The sequence below is a fragment of the Streptomyces sp. NPDC041713 genome (genome assembly GCF_055591085.1).
This window is the reverse complement of record NZ_JBVIZY010000006.1, coordinates 603,977-621,812: the sequence shown is the minus strand read 5'-3', so window position 1 is coordinate 621,812 and position 17,836 is coordinate 603,977. Positions and strand designations below refer to the sequence as shown.

At 72.1% G+C, this 17,836-nt stretch carries 16 protein-coding genes; 9 read left to right on the top strand and 7 right to left on the bottom strand.

All coding sequences use genetic code 11. The annotated features are described in order from the left end of the window. Positions 1–232: 232 nt before the first annotated feature. Entirely contained in the window at positions 233–1,612 is a 1,380-nt protein-coding gene (locus ACZ6CV_RS22120) for a hypothetical protein (protein ID WP_469252437.1), read from the top strand. Between the two features lie 88 nt (positions 1,613–1,700). Here the strand turns inward: ACZ6CV_RS22120 and ACZ6CV_RS22115 are convergent, their stop codons facing one another. Continuing rightward, a complete protein-coding gene (locus ACZ6CV_RS22115; protein WP_469252436.1) occupies positions 1,701–2,963 on the bottom strand; it encodes an alpha/beta hydrolase family protein in 1,263 nt (420 codons plus the stop codon). A gap of 35 nt (positions 2,964–2,998) precedes the next feature. On the opposite strand from ACZ6CV_RS22115, the gene ACZ6CV_RS22110 reads away from it, so the two are divergent. Further along, the gene (locus tag ACZ6CV_RS22110) at positions 2,999–3,580 is read left to right on the top strand and encodes a helix-turn-helix domain-containing protein (protein ID WP_469252435.1); all 582 of its coding nucleotides are present in this window, start codon (positions 2,999–3,001) and stop codon (positions 3,578–3,580) included. Between the two features lie 15 nt (positions 3,581–3,595). Here the strand turns inward: ACZ6CV_RS22110 and ACZ6CV_RS22105 are convergent, their stop codons facing one another. Both ACZ6CV_RS22105 and ACZ6CV_RS22100 read right to left on the bottom strand, forming a co-directional pair. Continuing rightward, positions 3,596–5,749 (bottom strand): ATP-binding protein, encoded by a 2,154-nt coding sequence (locus tag ACZ6CV_RS22105; RefSeq protein WP_469252434.1) that lies wholly within the window; start codon positions 5,747–5,749, stop codon positions 3,596–3,598. Positions 5,750–6,035: 286 nt separating this feature from the next. Continuing rightward, positions 6,036–6,233, bottom strand: coding sequence for a hypothetical protein (locus ACZ6CV_RS22100; RefSeq protein ID WP_469252433.1), 198 nt, complete (start codon positions 6,231–6,233; stop codon positions 6,036–6,038). A 362-nt stretch (positions 6,234–6,595) separates the two neighbouring features. Between ACZ6CV_RS22100 and ACZ6CV_RS22095 the strand changes: the two genes are divergently transcribed. Both ACZ6CV_RS22095 and ACZ6CV_RS22090 read left to right on the top strand, forming a co-directional pair. Continuing rightward, entirely contained in the window at positions 6,596–6,970 is a 375-nt protein-coding gene (locus ACZ6CV_RS22095; protein WP_469252432.1) for a PRC-barrel domain-containing protein, read from the top strand. Positions 6,971–7,168: 198 nt separating this feature from the next. Next, complete coding sequence (locus ACZ6CV_RS22090; RefSeq protein WP_469252431.1) at positions 7,169–7,960, top strand: class I SAM-dependent methyltransferase; 792 nt, start codon at positions 7,169–7,171, stop codon at positions 7,958–7,960. A gap of 57 nt (positions 7,961–8,017) precedes the next feature. Here ACZ6CV_RS22090 and ACZ6CV_RS22085 read toward each other — a convergent pair whose 3' ends face one another. After that, a complete protein-coding gene (locus ACZ6CV_RS22085; RefSeq protein ID WP_469252430.1) occupies positions 8,018–8,227 on the bottom strand; it encodes a hypothetical protein in 210 nt (69 codons plus the stop codon). A gap of 199 nt (positions 8,228–8,426) precedes the next feature. Between ACZ6CV_RS22085 and ACZ6CV_RS22080 the strand changes: the two genes are divergently transcribed. Next, complete coding sequence (locus ACZ6CV_RS22080) at positions 8,427–9,650, top strand: MalY/PatB family protein (RefSeq protein WP_469252429.1); 1,224 nt, start codon at positions 8,427–8,429, stop codon at positions 9,648–9,650. 49 nt (positions 9,651–9,699) lie between these two features. Here the strand turns inward: ACZ6CV_RS22080 and ACZ6CV_RS22075 are convergent, their stop codons facing one another. Next, on the bottom strand, positions 9,700–10,941 hold the full coding sequence (locus ACZ6CV_RS22075; protein ID WP_469252428.1) for an amidohydrolase family protein: 1,242 nt from the start codon (positions 10,939–10,941) through the stop codon (positions 9,700–9,702). 412 nt (positions 10,942–11,353) lie between these two features. On the opposite strand from ACZ6CV_RS22075, the gene ACZ6CV_RS22070 reads away from it, so the two are divergent. From ACZ6CV_RS22070 to ACZ6CV_RS22060, 3 genes are all read left to right on the top strand, one after another. Beyond that, the gene (locus ACZ6CV_RS22070) at positions 11,354–12,301 is read left to right on the top strand and encodes a YihY/virulence factor BrkB family protein (RefSeq protein ID WP_469252427.1); all 948 of its coding nucleotides are present in this window, start codon (positions 11,354–11,356) and stop codon (positions 12,299–12,301) included. Between the two features lie 98 nt (positions 12,302–12,399). Then, positions 12,400–12,792 carry a DUF2267 domain-containing protein gene (locus ACZ6CV_RS22065; RefSeq protein ID WP_469252426.1) on the top strand — a complete coding sequence of 131 codons (393 nt, stop codon included), beginning with the start codon at positions 12,400–12,402 and terminating at the stop codon, positions 12,790–12,792. A gap of 82 nt (positions 12,793–12,874) precedes the next feature. Then, positions 12,875–13,516, top strand: a complete 642-nt coding sequence (locus ACZ6CV_RS22060) for a VanZ family protein (RefSeq protein WP_469252425.1) — start codon at positions 12,875–12,877, stop codon at positions 13,514–13,516. Positions 13,517–13,536: 20 nt separating this feature from the next. Here ACZ6CV_RS22060 and ACZ6CV_RS22055 read toward each other — a convergent pair whose 3' ends face one another. Beyond that, on the bottom strand, positions 13,537–15,012 hold the full coding sequence (locus ACZ6CV_RS22055) for an alpha/beta hydrolase (protein WP_469252424.1): 1,476 nt from the start codon (positions 15,010–15,012) through the stop codon (positions 13,537–13,539). 346 nt (positions 15,013–15,358) lie between these two features. Continuing rightward, on the bottom strand, positions 15,359–16,858 hold the full coding sequence (locus ACZ6CV_RS22050; protein WP_469252423.1) for a SulP family inorganic anion transporter: 1,500 nt from the start codon (positions 16,856–16,858) through the stop codon (positions 15,359–15,361). Between the two features lie 510 nt (positions 16,859–17,368). Between ACZ6CV_RS22050 and ACZ6CV_RS22045 the strand changes: the two genes are divergently transcribed. Next, positions 17,369–17,782, top strand: a complete 414-nt coding sequence (locus ACZ6CV_RS22045; RefSeq protein ID WP_469252422.1) for a MerR family transcriptional regulator — start codon at positions 17,369–17,371, stop codon at positions 17,780–17,782. The last annotated feature ends 54 nt before the right edge of the window (positions 17,783–17,836 follow it).

The following is a 17,836-nucleotide window of genomic DNA, read 5'->3' as shown; positions in this document are numbered from 1 at the left end:
TCCGCCAGCTTCGGCGGCCAAATCGCTTCTCTCCAGGGCAAGTTGACGATTATCTCACATGGGGTGGGGTATACTAAGAAACTGCCCCAGCCGGGAGCCGGGAGCCGGGAGCCGGGAGCCGGGAGCCGGGAGCCGGGAGCCGGGAGCCGGGAGCCGGGAGCCGGGAGCCGGGAGCCGGGAGCCTACGTTCGGTCTCTCGGCGGAGTGGCTCCTCGCGGACGGCAAACCGTTCATGGACGGGCTCGTCCTGTCGCACCCGGAACAGCTGGAACGGCTGTGGCGCGTGTGCCCCGAGGCGGTCGACGTCTCCGTACTGGCCGGCGACCCCTGCTTCGACCGCATGCTCGCCGCGCGCCCCTACCGCGACCGCTTCCGGCGCGCCCTGGGCGTACGGCGAGGCCAGCGACTCATCGTCCTGAACTCCACCTGGAACCCCGAGGGATTCTTCGGCAGCGGCAGCGGCGACGGCGGCCGTAACGACAACAGCGGTGACCGTGACGACCTCTTCCCCGGCCTCCTCCCTCGCCTCACCGCCGAGTTGCCGGCCGACGACTACCGGTTCGCCGCCGTCCTGCACCCGAACATCTGGTACGGACACGGCCCCGGCCAGGTCCGCGCCTGGCTGGACCGGGCCCGCCGCGCCGGGCTGACCCTGATCGACCCGGCCCACGCGTGGCGGCAGGCCCTGCTGGCGGCCGACGCGGTGATCGGCGACTTCGGTGCCGTCTCCTACTACGCGGCCGCCCTGGGCCTCCCCGTATCACTGGCCGCCACCGGCGAGCAGCGCCTTGACCCCGAGACGCCGCTCGCCGCGTTCGTCCGGGACGCACCGCGGATCGATCCGCACGGCCCGTTGCGCGCACAGGTGGAACAGCTCTTCGCCGGACACCGTCGACTCGCCGCACCCACCAGCTCTGCCATGAACCCCACCACGTCCCCCGCCGCCCCGGCCGAGTTCGTCACCTCGTCCCCCGGCTCCTCGGCAGCGCTCCTGCGCCGTCACTTCTACGCGCTGATGGACCTCCCCGAGCCGGCCTCCCCCGCCCTGCTGGAACCGCTGCCCCTCCCCCCGTACGACCCGCCGCGCCGCACCGCTCCCCTCCGCGTGCTCACGCGGGTCGACGGCGCGGACGTCGTGATCGAGCGGTCCACCGAACTCGCCTACGACGCGGACGGCGACGTACACCTCGCCGTGCACGAGCAGACCCGGGACCCGGGCACCCTGGAGTCGGCCGACGTGATCGTGGGCGACGGTGCCCCGGACGACCCGCGTCTCGGCGGGCCGGAGGTGTGGGCGGCCGAGGTGCTGCAGCGGCACGCGCACTGCTCGGTAGCCGCGTACGTCGGCGGCCCGGACGTCTGCACCGTGCGCAGCCGGGAGCACGGCCTGTTCCAGCTGTCCGCGGGGCCGGGTGCGGACGCCGATCCGGCGGCGTACGCCTCGTCGCTGTACGCATGGCTGACGGCGGGCGGCAGCGTGCCACCGGGCGGCGTCACGCTCCGCGTGCGCGTGGCGGGCGGCATCCACCCGGTGACCGTGGACCCCTTCCCGGCCCCGTCCGACGGAGGGACAGGGCCTCTCCGACGGGGGCCTCTCCGACGGGACGTCTAGGAACTGTCCGGCCGATGCGGCCGTAGCCGTTCCCACTCGGCATCCGTGAGACCGTCGCGTTCCCCTCGCCGCCCAGGGGTCGCTCTCCCTACCGGCGCGCCAGCCAGGTCGCGATCTCCTCCACCACCGCGGGGTCCACGTGTCCTGGCCGCGCGTACTCGGCCGGGGTGGATCGGCCGCTGCCGGCAAAGAAGAGGTGGTTGGCGTCCTCGTGGATCCGGATCGTCACCTCGGGCCGGCCCGCCAAGGCGCGCTGCCAACCCGTCAGATCGTCGGCGACAGTCACCTGGTAGTCCCTGCCGCCCTGAAGGATCAGCATCGGACAGGCCAGTTGAGCGGCCGTGGTCACCGGGTCGTAGGCACGCAGATCGAGCCAGTATGCGGCGGAGAAGCCCAACGGGAGCAGCCTCGACGGAGTGTCAGGCGTGAGAGCGGGGTCCGCCACCGAGGCGGCCTGCCGGACCAGCGTCGACACCATCTCGTCCGCGCTCGGCCCCGGGGCGAGCTCCGCGAGGTGGCGGGCCACCCGGACGGCCGCCTCGTGCATCGGCTGGGTGTCCGCGGCCAGCATCACCAGTCCCGCGATCGACGGTTCGGCGGCGGCGATGCGGGGCGCCACCTTGCCGCCCATGCTGTGGCCGAGGAGGTGGATCCGGTCCGGCGCCACCTCGGGCTGCTGGCGGAGCAGTCGGACGGCGGCGAGCGCGTGGGGCAGGTACTCATCGGCCATCGTGAAGTCCGACGGCAGCCGATCCGGGTGCGCGAAGGTCACCTTGTCGAAGCGCAGCACGGCCACCTGCCGGGAGGCGAGTCCCCAGGCGAGGTCCTTCAGGGGCTTGTTCGGGCCGCTGCTCCCGTCCCGGTCGAATGCGCCGCCGCCGCCGAGCAGCACCACAGCGGGCCACGGTCCGCGGCCGGCGGGCAGGGTGAGCGTGCCGGGGACTGCGAGCGGCCCGTCACCGAGCAGAACGTCCCGCTCGGTGAAACGGTCCCCATCCGCGTAGTGCGGCGGCCGCCACTCGGCACCGCCGTGCGCATCGAGTCGCAATCCCTGCAGCAGACCGTCGTCGCCGACCGACGTGACCACGACGAATCTGCCGTCGATACAGGTCACTGGTATGCGCACGCGCACCGGGTCGGCCTCCCCGGCCTCGGTCACCGGCTCCCCGATCGCCGTGACGCCACCTTGTCCGGCAGCCTCGGCCGTCCAGGCGAGCCGTAGTGCCTCGGCGGAGACCGCGGCCCGCAGCGGGGGCGCGAACAGCCCCACCGATTCACTGAACCGCTCCGCCCGCAGCAGCGCGGCGAAGCGTCGTGCCACCTCCAGGGCCCCACCCTCATCTATTCTCATACTTGAGAAAGGTAGCAGCTATGAGAAGGTTGGGCATGGACTCCCTGGACCTGCTCGCCCACCCCATCCGGCTGCGGATCGTGCACGCGATGGGCGGTGGAAGGCTGCTGACGACCACTCAGCTCTGCGCGCGCATCCCGGAAGCCTCCAAAGCCACCGTCTACCGGCACATCGATCTCCTGGTGGGCGGCGGGCTCCTGGAGGTGGCCGACGAGCACAGGGTGCGCGGCGCGGTGCAACGGCGCTACCGGCTGCGGCAGGACCGGGCCGTGATCGGCCCCGACGTGGTCCGCACGCTCACCCCGGAGGACCACCGGCGGGCCTTCGCCACCGCGATGACCGCCCTGCTGGCCGAGTTCACCGCCTATATCGACCGTGACACGGCTGACCCCGTGGCCGACCAAGTGGGGTACCGCCAGCATGCACTCTGGCTCAGCCCGGGTGAACTGGAGGAACTGATCGGTGAGTTGCGCGCGGCCATCGCGCCGAAACTTGCCAACCGGCCGAGTCCCGAGCGCACGCAATACCTGCTCAGCCCGGTCCACTTCCCGATGGAAGCCCCTCAGTCGGGGCCTGAACGGCCGGCGGCAGACGCCGAGCACGGGACCGACACATGATCGGCCGGACAGCTCCTAGCCCGCACCCTCACAGCGCTGCCGCACCCCCGCGAGATACCGCAGGTGCGGAGTGGCTGCCGGGGTGAGCAGGGACTCCGCCTCGGTGATCTTCGTCAGCGCCTCGGTCCGCTCGCCCGACTCGACGAGCGTCTCGGCCAGATCCGTGAGCGCGCGGGCCTGGTTGTAAGCCTCACCCCGCTCCTTGAAGAACTCCGCCGCGGACTCCAGAAGGCGTCGCGCCTCCGCCGTCCGCCCCATGCCCCGCAGCGCACGCCCTTGATGGCGTTCGGCCAGCGCCAGGGCGCGCGGCACGTCTGCCGCGCCCTCCTGGCCGGCGTCGATCCGCCGGTAGATGCGTTCGGCCGCGACGAACCTCTCGTACGCGGGCTCGAACCGCCACGCGTAGAGGTTCAGCAGGCCCTGCAGTTCGACGGAGGACGCCTCGCCGCGCAGGTGGCCCGCCGCGCGCTCGCTCTCCACGGCGGCCTGCGCCGCGCGTCCTGCCTCCTCCCACCGCTTGAGCTCGCCCAGGCAGTGGCCGAGCTGGAAGTGGAGGCCCGCCGCCGTGCGGGAGCGCGGCTCGTGCTCGTCGGCGCACCGTGCCGCCGTGCGCAGCGCGGGCAGCACCTCGTCCCAGTGGCCCACCTTCAGCTGCAGCGGCCACAGGGCGCGGGCCAGCCGCAGCGCGGTCGTGACGTGCTGGTACTCCTCCGCCAGGGACACCGCGCGGACCAGGTTGCCCACCTCGGCCGCCAGCGCCGCGACGCCCTCGGCCTCGTCCCGGTACGGGGTTCCGGCCGGCGGTGCGGGCTCGGTGCGCCAGCTCTGGGGCAGCGCCGCGTGGGCCGCGTGCAGGGCACGGTTCAGGAGTGCGTCCAGTACGCGTGCCACGGCGGCGGAGCACTCGGGAACGCCGTGCTCCGGGGCCGCGGTGTCGGCCAAGTACCGCCCCACCTCCGGGCGGAAGCGGTAGCGGCCGTCGGACAGGGGCTCGACGAGCTGGAGGTCGGCGGCCGCCTGGAGCATGCGGTCCGCTTCCTCGGGCGGTACGTCGGCGGCCGCGGCCGCGAGGTGAGCGTCGACGGAGGTCCAGCCACCCAGTGCCGTCAGCCGGACGAGCCGAGCAGCCGTCGGGCCGAGCCGGTCGCAGGCCTGCCGGGCCGCGTGACGCACCGGGTCCGCTCCCGGACCCCCGCCCCGCAGCGCCGCCTCGGCCTCTTCCGCCTCCCGCGCCTCTTGCGCCTCCCGCGCTTCCTCGGCCAGCAGGCCCAGCGCCTCGGTCTTGAGCGCGAAGGCGTTGCCCGCGCAGTGCTCTAACAGCCGGGGCATGCGCGTCTTGGCGCGCTCGACGCCGTCCCGTCCGGCCACCTTCCGCAGCATCTGCACGGCGTAGCGGTCGGTCAGGGCGGGGACGGGTACGCGTTCGGCCTCCAGGGCGAAGGGCCGGCCGGACACGACCACCAACAGGAAGACGTCGGGCGTGGCCGGGACGAGGTGGCGGACCTGGGCCACGGACGAGGCGTGGTCGACGACGACCAGGGCCCGGCGGCCCGCGGTGAGCCGCCGGTAGAGCTCCTCGCGGCCCGAGGCGGTGGGCGGCGTCTGCTCGGAGGTGACGCCCATCTGCCTCAGCAGGAGCAGCAGTACGGTGGCGGGTTCCGGGCCGTGTCCGCCCGGCGCGTCCCGCAGGTCGACGTAGAACTGGCCGTCGGGGAAGTGGGCGTGGAGCTCGGCGCCCAGGCGCAGGGCCACCGCGGTGGTGCCGATGCCCGGCGCCCCGTGGAGCAGGGCGACGCGCGGCCGGCCGGCGGAGGGGCGGGTGGCCTCCCGTTTCAGCTGCCGCAGGACCTGCTGACGGTTGGTGAAGTTCCGTGTGGCGGGCGGCAGTCCGCGGGCCGGGGCCAGGGTCGGGCTCTGCTCCGGGGCGCTGCGGACGAGCAGGGCCCACTCCTCCGCCCGCCGGGGGTCGTCGCCCAACCGCGCGTGCACCTGGCCGGCCAACTCCTGCCATCCTTCGGGCCCCGTCGGCTGCGGCGCTTCCCGCCCCATGGTCCTGCGCGCCAACGCTCCGGTGGAGAGCAGCAGTTGTTTGCCCATCTCGCCCGCGGCGCCGTTCCCCGCGGCGGTGAGAAACGCGGTCAGCGCACTCAGCGCCACCACTTCCAGCACGTCGGCCCCTCCCCTGGTCACCGTTCCGACTTCGCCGGACTGTACCGCCGCGAACGAGGACCACGGAAACATTTGAGTCGGCGTCACATCGGGTGGGGGCGGGAGGGGGGAGCGGGTGCGTGCGTGCGTGCGGGGATTCGTTGGTGGGCGGACGGTCGCCGTTGGCCTCGATGGCGACGAGCGGCGTCACCGACGCGCCCCCATCCGTGGGCGACGCACCCTCACCCCCGTGGGCGACGCACCCCTCACCCGTGGATCAGCGGGCGGAATCCTCCCGCCGCCGACCTCACGCCGCTTCGTCGCGGCGGGTCTCCGTCGCCGGTCCCCGGCGGCCCAAACGTTCCTGCGAGGAGACGAGGCGCAGGTGGCGTCGATGGCGGCCGGAAGGTGGTGATCCATCTCCGTTCAACCGGTCCTCGACCCGGTCCATCCCGATCAGCAGCAGTCCCATGACCGGCAACAACAACAGCGCGACAACTAACATCTGCGGCAACCTCCCCGCGGCGTCCCTCTTCGGCTGCCCCGCTCGCCCGCCTTCACGGGTCCCGACATGTGAAGGTCCCGCAACGTCTCGACCCCCGCTGGACCCCGCCCGGCCGCACCGCACCCGTCCCCCTGAACGTCAACTCCGCGTCAACAGCGCCCCCTTGACATGACCCCGGGTCAAGGTTTCATCGCGGCCCGCGCGGACATGTGGTCCTCACCGCTGGCCGGCGCGGCACACCCACCGCCGACAAGCGACACGCACGACACAAACAACACACGCACCACACGCACCACACGAGACACGCGACGCACACACCGCACGAGACACGGATGCCGCTCGCGACGGAGAGGATCAGAGCGATGACCGACAGCCTCCAGGACGCCGGAACCCCGAACCGGGGCGTCTCCCCCGCCGACCTCGTCGGGTACGAGGTGGAAGCGAGCGACGGCTCGATCGGAGAAGTCGACCCCACCGCCGAGGAAGTGGCGCCCGACCACCTCGTCGTCGACACGGGCGGCGCGTTGCTGAGCAAAAAGGTCCTGCTCCCCCTCTGGGTCGTCGCGCAGGTCGACCACGGCAACCGGACCCTGCACGTGCCCCGTACGAAGGAGCACATCAAGGCCGCGCCACGCTTCGACAGGGACCTGCGCGTCACCGACCCCAGCTACCGGGCAGAGATCGACCGGCATTACCTCGACGAGCCCGGCGACCATCTCGACGAGCCCGGGGACTGACGCACCGGGTTCGGGGCGGGGTCGAGGCCGACACCTCCGATCATCCAAACCCCGGGCGGCGGATGCCTCCCTTTTTGGCCGATCACCCAAGCATCAGCAAGGCACCTATGCGTTCCGGCGCCGCAGATGCAAGATGGATGTCGTCGTTCGGGGTGCGGATGCCGTCGCCCCGGCCAGGCCCGGAAGGCGAGGTCCCCCATGGTCATGCGCACCCACGACGGCACCGTCGCAGCCGCCGGCACCGCAGGTGCCGGTATCGGGCCGGCCGCACCGGGTTCCGGTGCCCGGCGCCGCCCCGACGAGCGCATCGCGCACGTCATCGCGCAGGCCCTCGGTGACGCCCGCAGCGTCCTCAACGTCGGCGCGGGCACGGGCTCGTACGAGAACGCGGCGCACACGATCACCGCGGTCGAGCCCTCTCCGGCCATGCGCGCCCGCCGCCCCGCACGACTCGCCACCGCCGTCGACGCCGTGGCCGAGGACCTCCCCTTCGCCGACGGGCAGTTCGACGCGGCGATGACCCTCTTCAGCGTCCACCAGTGGGCCGACGTCGAGGCCGGGCTGCGCGAGATGCGCCGTGTGACGCGCGGCCCCGTCGCCGTACTGACCTGTGACCCCGCACGCGTGTGCGACTTCTGGCTCTACGAGTACGCACCGGACGTCCTGGAGACCGAGGCCCGCCACCACCCGCCCCTGGACCGGCTCGCGGCCGCACTCGGCGGCGACGTCACCGTGCAGCCGGTCCCGATCCCCCTGGACTGCACGGACGACTTCAACGAGGCGTACTACGGACGCCCCGAACTCCTCCTCGACCCCGCGGCCCGCCAGGCCTGCTCCGCCTGGAGCTTCATCGACGACCGGGCCCGCCAGGACTTCGACACCTCCTTGCGCCGGGCCCTCGGCTCGGGCGCGTGGGACGAGGCCTTCGGCCACCTCCGCGGCCGCGCGGCCTACGAGGGTTCACTGGTCCTGCTGTGCGCCACTCCATGAGCACCCGCCTCATGAGGTGGACGCTCATGAGGCGGGCGCAGGGCGGGACTTGACCCGTCAGCGCTCGTCGTGGCCGGCGTCGGACACGGTCGAGTGGACCGGTCTCGGGCGTTCGGGAGGATGCGCGGCGGTGCTGTCGTGGCCGTCCACGAGCCACGCGCCGACCAGCAGGCCCACGACGAGCAGGACCAGGTGCCGGTTCCTCTTCCACCACGAGGGCGTATTGGGCTTGGAAAGAACGTATTCAACACGCACGGGCTTCGACACAGTGTTCCTCCTTCACTTGTCGACGGGGCAGGGGTGGCAGGCCAATAGGGCTCTGTTAGAGGGGAGTTGGCGGGTGTGAACTCACGCCCCGGAGCGCGAATCCCCCGTAACCGCCTGCACTCAAGTGTGGAATACGAGCGGCGCCGGATTCCACCGGATTACCCGCCCGGGGCCGCCTTCCCTGCCTACGCTCCCCTCCATGGAGTCCACGGAGCACTCGCCGCACCACCCCGACCCCGCCGCGTCCCGCGACCGAACCGTCCCCGGCAATCCACTGCGACAACTCTCCCTGGAGCAGTTGCGGGAGCGTACGAGCATGAAGTGGCGGGCCTATCCGGCCGACGTCCTGCCGCTGTGGGTGGCGGAGATGGACGTGCCGCTCGCCGAGCCCGTGGCGCGGGCGATCCGGGAGGCGGTGGAGCGCGGGGACACGGGGTATCCGGCGGGGACCGGCTACGCCGAGGCCTTCGCGGAGTTCGCCGCGCGGCGCTGGGACTGGGACGGTCTGGACGTCGCCCGCACGGCGATCGTCCCCGATGTGATGCTCGGCGTCATGGAGATGCTGAAGCTGGTCTCCGGACCCGGTGACCCCGTCGTGGTCAACTGCCCTGTGTATCAGCCGTTCTACCTGTTCGTACGCAGCGACAACCGGCCGGTCGTCGAGGCACCCCTCAACGCGGAGGGCCGGATCGACTTCGCCGGCCTGAAGGATGCCTTCGGTGCGGCCGTCGCCCGTGGCGGACGCCCGGTGTATCTGCTCTGCAGCCCGCACAACCCCACCGGCACCGTGCACACCGCCGCCGAGCTCGCCGAAGTCGCCCGGTTGGCGCGGCAGTACGGCGTCCGCGTCGTGGTCGACGAGATCCACGCCCCGATCGTGGCCGAGGGCACCCGGTTCACCCCGTATCTGAGCATGCCGGGCGCCGAGGACGGCCTGGCGCTCCTGTCCGCGTCCAAGGCCTGGAATCTGGCCGGCCTCAAGGCGGCCATCGCCGTCGCGGGACCGGCGTCCGCGGACGACTTGGCCCGCCTCCCCGAGGAGGTCAGCCACGGCCCCAGCCACCTCGGCATCATCGCCCACACCGCGGCCCTGCGGGAGGGCGGCGCCTGGCTCGACGCGCTCCTGGCCGGAGTGGACGAGAACCGCCGCCTCCTGGGCGAACTGCTGCGTGAACACCTGCCCGCCGTACGACACCGCCCCGGCCAGGGCACCTATCTCGCCTGGCTGGACTGCCGCGGACTCGGCCTCGGCGACGATCCCACGGCCATCTTCCTGGAGCGGGGCCGCGTGGCCCTGAGCCCCGGCCCCGACTTCGGCACCGGCGGCGCCGGTTTTGCCCGCCTGAACCTGGCCACCTCCCCGGAACTCCTCACGGAGGCCGTCCAGCGCATGGCATCGGCCGCCCGGACGCAGCGCCCCTGAACCGTGGGACCCACTGCGGCCACGCGCGCGGGACGCGGGGCAAACCGGCTCACTCACCCCAAACGCGCCCCGCGGCCACCACCGTGCGCACCTTCCTCAACGCCTCCAGGTCCGCCAGCGGGTCGCCGTCGACGAGGAGCAGGTCGGCGCTGAGGCCGGGGGCGATGCGGCCGGTGACGTCGGCCAGGCCGAGGGTGCGGGCGGCGCGGTGGGTGGCCATGGCGAGGATGCGGGCGTTCGGGATGCCGATGTGGGCGTAGAAGGAGAGCGCGCCGGGCAAGCCGTCGAAGCCGGTGCGCTGGACGCCCGCGTCCGTGCCGAGGAGGAGGTTCGCCCCGGCGTCGGCCATCTGCCGGATCTGGTCGAACATGGTGGCCGCGCGTTCCTCGCCGAACACCTGCGGCAGCATCCGCCAGTGCGGCGAGACGGTGAGGCCGACCGCGATGTCCTCGTCGACGATGCGTCGCAGGACGTCGGCGCGGAGGTCGAAGCCGCTCTCCGTCATCCACGTGCAGTGCTCCAGGGTCTGCACCCCCGCCCGGACCGCCTCGGCGATGGCGTCCGCGCCGTGCGCGTGCGCGGCGACCGGGAGTCCGGCGGCGTGCGCCTCGTCGACCAGGGCGTGCAGCTCCTCGCGGGAGAACTGGCTCTGCCAACTGCGCGGGCCGTCCTTGGTCAGCCCTCCCCCGCTGGTCATGACCTTGATGACGGCGGCGCCCGCGTCGGCGTTGCGCCGCACCAGGTCGCGCACCTGCTGCTCACCGGCGACCTCGCCGCCGAGGAAGTGGCAGTGGCCGCCGGGCGGTGTCGCCGGGGTGCCGGCCGCGAGGATGCGCGGTCCTGCCCGTCGTCCGTCCGCGGTCTCGGCGGCGACGCGGAAGGCGAGGCCGTTTCGGTCGCCGAGATCACGGGCCGTCGTCACCCCGGCACGCAGCAACTCCTCGGCGCGGCCGCGCATCTGGTCGAGCAGGACCTCGTCGGTGTCGCGCAGGCCGGCCACCGGGTCGGTGGAGCCGTCGAAGATCAGGTGGACGTGCGAGTCGATGAGGCCCGGCATGAGCGTGCCGGTGTGGGCGATGTGCCTGACGCCCGGCTCCGCCACGCGACGGATCTCGTCGTGCGTGCCGACGGCCGCGATCTTCCCGCCGTCGATGAGCACGGCCCCGTTCTCCACGCACGCACCCATGTCCCAGCCGGAGCCGGTGTCCGTGCGCGCGCTTGTGCCCGCGCCTTCGCCCGTGCCCGTGTTCGTACCCGTACCTGTCAGGACTCGGTCCGCGGTGATCAGCATCCACTCATTCTCCCCGCCGGGGCAGGGAGGCAACCGGCAACCTCGGTCCGGGCCGTCGGCGTTATGGAGCACCGGCCTCGATGGTCTAAGATCAATCTTGCCTCCTCGCGCCGGGCTTCCGGCCAGGGGACCGGCGTTGGTCGTCCAAGGAAAGACGCCCCGCTTCCTGCGGGGAAATGCAGGTGCAAGGCCTGCCCAGCGCTCCACACGAGCCCTGGACTCCGTACGCGGAGTCCGGGGCTTCTTGTCTTCCCGCGCCGTCTTCCCGCGCACCTCCGGGTTCACGTCGCGGCGAGCGCGTCACGCCACCCCGTGCCGCGGGTCAAACAGGGGAACACGGACAAGAGAACCCGGGAACAAGGGAACAAGAGGTGGCAGCCCCGCCGCCGACCTGCACGAAGGAGCAGCCCCCATGGACAGTCCCACGCCCCCCGTGCACGGCGTCCCCCTCCAACTCCCGCACGGCCGCGGGCCGGGCTCCTCCCCCGCGGACGAGACCGAGGCCACCTCCGACTCCCCGTCGACCTGGGCCCTGCGGCGTACCGCGCTGCGCCGCACCCCCGTCGCGATGTGGGACGACGACGTGTCGGACTGGGCGGCGGCCCTGACGTACTACGCGATACTCGCCCTCCTCCCGGCCATGCTCGTCAGCGTCAGCCTCATCAGCCTGGTCAGCCCCGCCACCACTCAGGCGCTCATCGCCGAGGTCACCGACTGGGCGCCCGCGGAGTCGGGACGTTCCCTGCACTCGGCACTCAGCGAGATGGCCGACGCGCGCTCCGCGGCCCTCACCGTGGTGATCGCCGGAGGGGTCAGCGCGCTGTGGTCCGCCTCCAGTTACGCGGCCGTGTTCCGGCGCGCGCTGCACGCCATGCACGACGTCGAGGACACCCGGCCCGTCTGGCGCAAGGGCCACCGCGTACTGATGACCGCGGTGTCGCTGCTCGCGTTGCTGCTCGCCAGCGCGCTGCTGCTCGTCGTCAGCGGGCCCTTCGCCGAGAGCGTGGGGCAGCGCATCGGGCTCGGTGACGCGGGGCAGACCGCCTGGGCCGTCCTGAAATGGCCGGCCCTGGTCTGCCTCGTGCTGCTGCTCGTCCTCGTCCTGTTCCGGAACGCACCGCCCGAGGCCCGCGACTGGCACCACATCCTGCCCGGCGGGCTCCTCGCCGCAGTGCTCTGGCTGCTCTCCTCGGGTCTGTTCACGCTGTACGCCTCCTGGTTCGGCACCTACGGCAAGCTGTACGGCTCCCTCGCCGGCGTCGTCGTCTTCCTCGTCTGGTTGTGGGTGTCCAATCTGGCGCTGCTCGCCGGGGCGCAGTTCACGGTGGAGATGGACCGCGCGCGAGCCGCCGTGCGGTGAGCCTCGCCGCGCATGGGGCGTACCGCAGGCATCAGGTCGGCCCGCTCGGGTAACCGGAGCAAGAACCGGACCCTAGAGGCACGGAGTACGGAGTCGGCATGGGCACATCCCTGGAAGCACTGCTCGATCAGGTGCAGGAGCGCGGAGACTTCACCAGTCGTCAGGAGGCGGCGGGCGCCGTCGAGAACGTCCTGGCCATACTGGGCGCCCATCTGGTGGGCGACGACCGCACCGACCTCGCCCGTCTGCTCCCCGAACAGTGCGGTCCTGTGCTGGCCGAGGCCGAGCCCGCCAGCGAGCCGCTCACCCCCTTGGAGTTCGTCGACGCCGTGGCCGCGCGGACCGGCGACGACCCGGCCGAAGCACGCCGCGCCGTCACCGCCGTACTCGGCACGCTCGCCGGGACCGCGGACGACGCACTGCTGCGCCGCATCCTCACCCAGCTCCCGCCCGGGCACGCGGGCCTGTTCGGCCGCACCGAACCGACGTGACCCGGCCCGGCGGCCCTCCGGCGGTCATCGGACGACGCCGCCATCAACCGGCCGATGGGCATGGCCCTTCCTGGAGGCACTGATGGCACGAATACGTCGCTCCAAGTCAGCGCGTCCCACGACGGCGCGTCCCTATGGCTATGGCAGGCGTTCCGCGACGGGGCGTTCCAAGACCGCCGACGAGCGGCTCGACCGGACCCCACCTCCCCGGACGACGCCCTCGCGGGCCGCGCCCCTGTCGCCGCTGGCCCGGGTGGCGACCATGCTGGTGGCGTTCGCCGGCATGGTCGCGTTCGGCGTGGTGCTCGCCCGGCTGACGCTGGAGCCGTCGGCGGCCTCCGAGGCGCTGACCCACAGCAACTTCACCCCCGGTGACTCCATCGGCGACTATCTCTCGGAGCCCGCGTTCCGTGACACGGTCAAGCAGCTCGGCGGGAACATCCTGTTGGGCGTGCCCTTCGGGCTTCTGCTGCCCGTGGTGCTGCCGCGCACCCGTGGCCTCATCCGGGTGGGTCTGGCCACCGCGGTGACCATGGTGCTCGTCGAGCTGGCCCAAGGCGCGTTCGTGACCGGGCGCACCTTCGACATCGACGACGTCATCCTCAACACGGCGGGGGCCCTGCTCGGCTATCTGTTCCTGGGCCGGCGCCTCGGCCGTGCCGTCCACCCCCGCCGGCACCACTGGTGGCACCGCTTCACCCGGCGCGACACCGCGGGCGTCTGACCCCTCATCCGGTGTTCTCCTCATCCGGTCGGCTCCACGGCCGGGCAGGTCGCCCCGCGGGCCGGGACCTTCGACTCGATGAGGTAGTCGTCGACCGTCCGCTGGGCGCAGGGGCTGCTGCTGTAGGTGCCGTGGCCCCAGCCCTCGTAGGTGTGCAGGACGGCGTGGCGACCCAGTTGGCGGGCGACGGAGGTGGCCCAGCTGTAACCGGTCGCCGGATCGTGGATCGAGTTGGTCAGGAGTATGGGGCGGGTGTTCCGCACCTTCAGTCGGTGTTGCGGGTTGTCGGGCCGCGGTGCGCCGAGGCAGGCCGAGACGGACATCAGGGCCCGGGGGTATCGCATGTCCGGCGCCGTCCTGGCGACGCGGCGCAACCCCCGTGCGTACTCCTGGTAGTCGCGCACCGGGAGCCGCCAGTCCTGGCAGAAGATCTCGAACGGGTTGCTCCCCAGGCTGGGTTCGGCTCCCCTGCTCGCGGGCTTGTTCGGTCCCGTGCTCGCCGCCGCGCTCCGTTTCGGTCCCGCGCTCGCCGCCGCGCTCTGTCCCGTGCCCCCGGCCGTCCTCGTACCCTTGTTGCCGTTTCCGTCCTCGCTCAGGCCGTGCAGGAACTCCGCGAGCTTCCGCCACTCGGGGTCGTACAGCCGCTTCATCACCAGGACGTTGAGATCAAATGGCGCCAGCGCCGTGCCGTCCTCCGACAGGTCTCCGCGCTCGGCTCCGGCCAGAAGGTCGGTCCAGAGTGCCCGTACGTCCGAGCCGTGCAGTGCGCAGTCCTCGGACCGGTCGCACCACGCCACGAACTCGTCGAAGGAGTCCTGCAGCGTTGCCGCCTGGGTGGTGAGGAACTCGCGCGTGCCCAGGCTGTGGTCGACCACCGACTCCAGGACCAGGGCGCGGACCCGCTTCGGGTGCTGCTCCGCGTACTGCTCGCCGAGCAGCGTGCCGTACGAACTGCCGTGGAAGGTCAGGGTCCGCTCGCCCAGCGCCGCTCTGATCGCGTCGAGGTCCTTGACCATGCTGAGGGTGTCCACGTGGTCGAAGAGGCCGTGCTCGGTGTTCTTCCGGCAGTCCGCGCGCAGCTCGCGGTTGTACTTCACCGTGGCGTCGAAGGCGGCCTGGTCCTTGATGACCGTCGGCGGGCGGCGGTCGAGGAGCTGCTGCGAGCAGCGCACCGGGTTGCTCAGGCCCACCCCGCGCGGGTCGAAGCTGACGATGTCGAAGCGGCTGCGGAGTCTGTCGCTGAACCGGGTCATGTTGCCCTTGCCCACAATCCGCTCCACGCCCGAGTCCCCGGGTCCGCCGGGGCCGAACACCATGGAGCCGACCCGCGCACCGGGATCGGTGGCCGTGCGCCGGGCCAGCCGGAGATCGAACCGCTCCCCGTCCGGCTTCGCCCAGTTCACCGGCACCGACAGCGCGCCGCACTCCGCCGACGCGTCCTGCTCGCACGGCTGCCACGCGATGCGTGAGCCCGCACCCGCCGGCGGCCCCGGCACCGGCCCCACACCCGCTGCCCCGGCTGCCCCCGCTGCTGCCCCCGCACCCCCGATGCCGACCGCACCGACCATCACCGCGAGCGCCGCGCCCCAGACCAAAGACGGCCGTCCGCCACGTAACAGCGACCGCCGTCGTCGTCGCCGGCCGCGCCGCCACCCGTGACCGTGCCCCTCACTCGCCGCGTGACTCTCCACCACGGTGACCGCCCCCTCGCCTCGTCCGGTCTCGATCTTCGCCCGCCGCGGACGCCGACCGGTATCCGGCAAGACCCTGGAATGCCCCGTAGGGGTCTGGCCCCAACCCCCCGTACGGGCCCACCAGTTGTGCCGTACCGAGAGACGGCCGTCAGACCTTCAGCTCCCCGCTCAGCGCCCCGTGCATCTTGGCGCTGTGTTCGTTCAGGCCGATGATCTCGACGTTCTTCCCGCGCTGTGCGTACTTGCCGGTGATCGCGTCGAGTGCCGCGACCGAGGACGCGTCCCAGATGTGCGCCGAGGTCAGGTCGATGACGACCTTGTCGGGGTCGCCGGCGTAGTCGAAGCGGTGGACGAGGTCGTTGGAGGAGGCGAAGAAGAGCGCGCCGGTGACCGCGTACACGACCTGCGTGCCGTCGGGATCGACGACCGCCGTGACGTCGGCGAGGTGGGCGACGCGGCGGGCGAAGACGACCATCGCGGTGACCGTGCCGACGACGACGCCGATCGCGAGGTTGTGCGTGGCGACCACGACCGCGACGGTGATCACCATGACGGCGATCTCCCCGGCGGGCAGCCGCTTCAGGGTCTTCGGGGCGATGGAGTGCCAGTCGAAGGTCGCGAAGGACACCATCACCATCACGGCGACCAGGGCGGCCATCGGGATGTCCGAGACCACCGGGCCGAAGACGATGCAGAGCACCATCAGGAAGGAGCCCGCCAGGAACGTCGAGAGGCGGGTGCGGGCGCCGGACACCCGTACGTTGATCATCGTCTGGCCGATCATGGCGCAGCCGCCCATGCCGCCGAAGAAGCCGGTGACGATGTTGGCGATGCCCTGCCCGATGGACTCGCGGGTCTTGGAGGAGCGGGTGTCGGTGATGTCGTCGACGAGCTTCGCCGTCATCAGCGACTCCATCAGGCCGACCAGCGCCATCGCGAGGGCGTAGGGGGCGATGGTGGTGAGGGTGTCGAGCGTGAACGGCACGTCGGGCAGGCCCGGCACCGGCAGCGAGGACGGCAGGTCGCCCTTGTCGCCGACGGTCGGCACCGCGATCCCGGCGGCGAGCGTGATGGCGGTCAGGACGACGATGGAGACGAGCGGCGCCGGGACCACCTTCGTGACCTTCGGGAAGAAGACCATGAGCGCGAGCCCGCCGATGATCAGCGGATAGACGGGCCAGGGCACGTCGTGCGTCTCGGGGACCTGCGCCATGAAGATCAGGATCGCCAGGGCGTTGACGAAACCGACCATCACGCTGCGCGGGACGAACCGCATCAGCTTCGCGACGCCGAGCGCGCCGAGGACGATCTGGAAGACACCGGCCAGGATCACCGCGGCCACCAGGTAGCCCAGGCCATGCTCGCGGTTGAGCGGGGCGATGACCAGGGCGACGGCGCCGGTCGCGGCGGAGATCATGGCGCGGCGGCCGCCGACGATCGAGATCGTCACGGCCATCGTGAACGACGCGAAGAGGCCGATCGCGGGATCGACGTCGGCGATGATCGAGAACGAGATCGCCTCGGGGATCAGCGCGAGCGCGACCACCAGGCCGCCGAGGATCTCGGTGCGCCAGACCCTCGGGTCGTTCAGCCAGTCGGGGCGCAGCGCGCGCAGCCGCGCGGCCGGGGACAGTACGGAGGAGGACAAGAGAAGCGGAACCTGTCGTGCTCGGGCACGGCACCGGCGGTGGCGCCTGGACTCGGGGTCACCGGGGGGACGTGCGGAACAGTGCGGAAGACCGGGCGGCGATCCGCGGAGCCCGCTGCGGCGGGCGGAAGATCAGCGGCGGCGCGGTCCGCGGACGGGCGGGCGCACCGCTCACGAACAACAGATCTCGAAGCGGAGGGTCACGGCGGGCAGGCGGCGGCGCTCGGCGTCGGGGGCATGCGCACGCTCACTCCTGCAGGCGTCGGTCCTCGCCGGACACGGCCGGGAAGAGTACGGGGGCGGGGGCGGCGGCGACCCCGACACGACCGTCGGGCGCGGCATCGGGAAACGGAGTAACCGTCCCGATCATGGGCGCGGCATCACGCGATCCACCCCGACGATCACTTAGTCTACCTAACGTTACGGGAGGGATCATCGTCGGCCGGCCTCGGCCCCAGCGGGAGACGAGGCCGTTCGTGGCTTCGGCAACGGATACGGAAGGGCGTCCGCGTGAGCAGTGAGCACATGCAGATCGGCGAGGTCGCCGCACGGACCGAGCTGTCGTTGCGCACCATCCGGTACTACGAGGACACCGGTCTGGTCACCCCCTCCGCCTGTTCCCAGGGCGGTTTCCGGCTCTACACCGAGAGGGATGTCGCACGGCTGATGGTGGTCCGGCGCATGAAGCCGCTCGGTTTCACCCTCGACCAGATGCGGGACCTGCTGCACGCCGCCGACCGGCTCGACGCGCCCGAACCGCCGGAAGGCGCCGAGCTCGAGGCGCTCCTGGTACGCGTACGCCACTTCGAACAGCTCACCGCCGAGTGCGTCGCCGACCTGCGCAAACAGCTGGGCCGGGCCGAGGAGTTCGCCGGCACGCTGCGCGAGCGCCTCGAACGGGTGCCCTGCCCGACGCCCGCCTGACGTACCAGCCCGTAAAGGGCCACCTCACCATCGACCGCGTACGCCGCAGGGTCA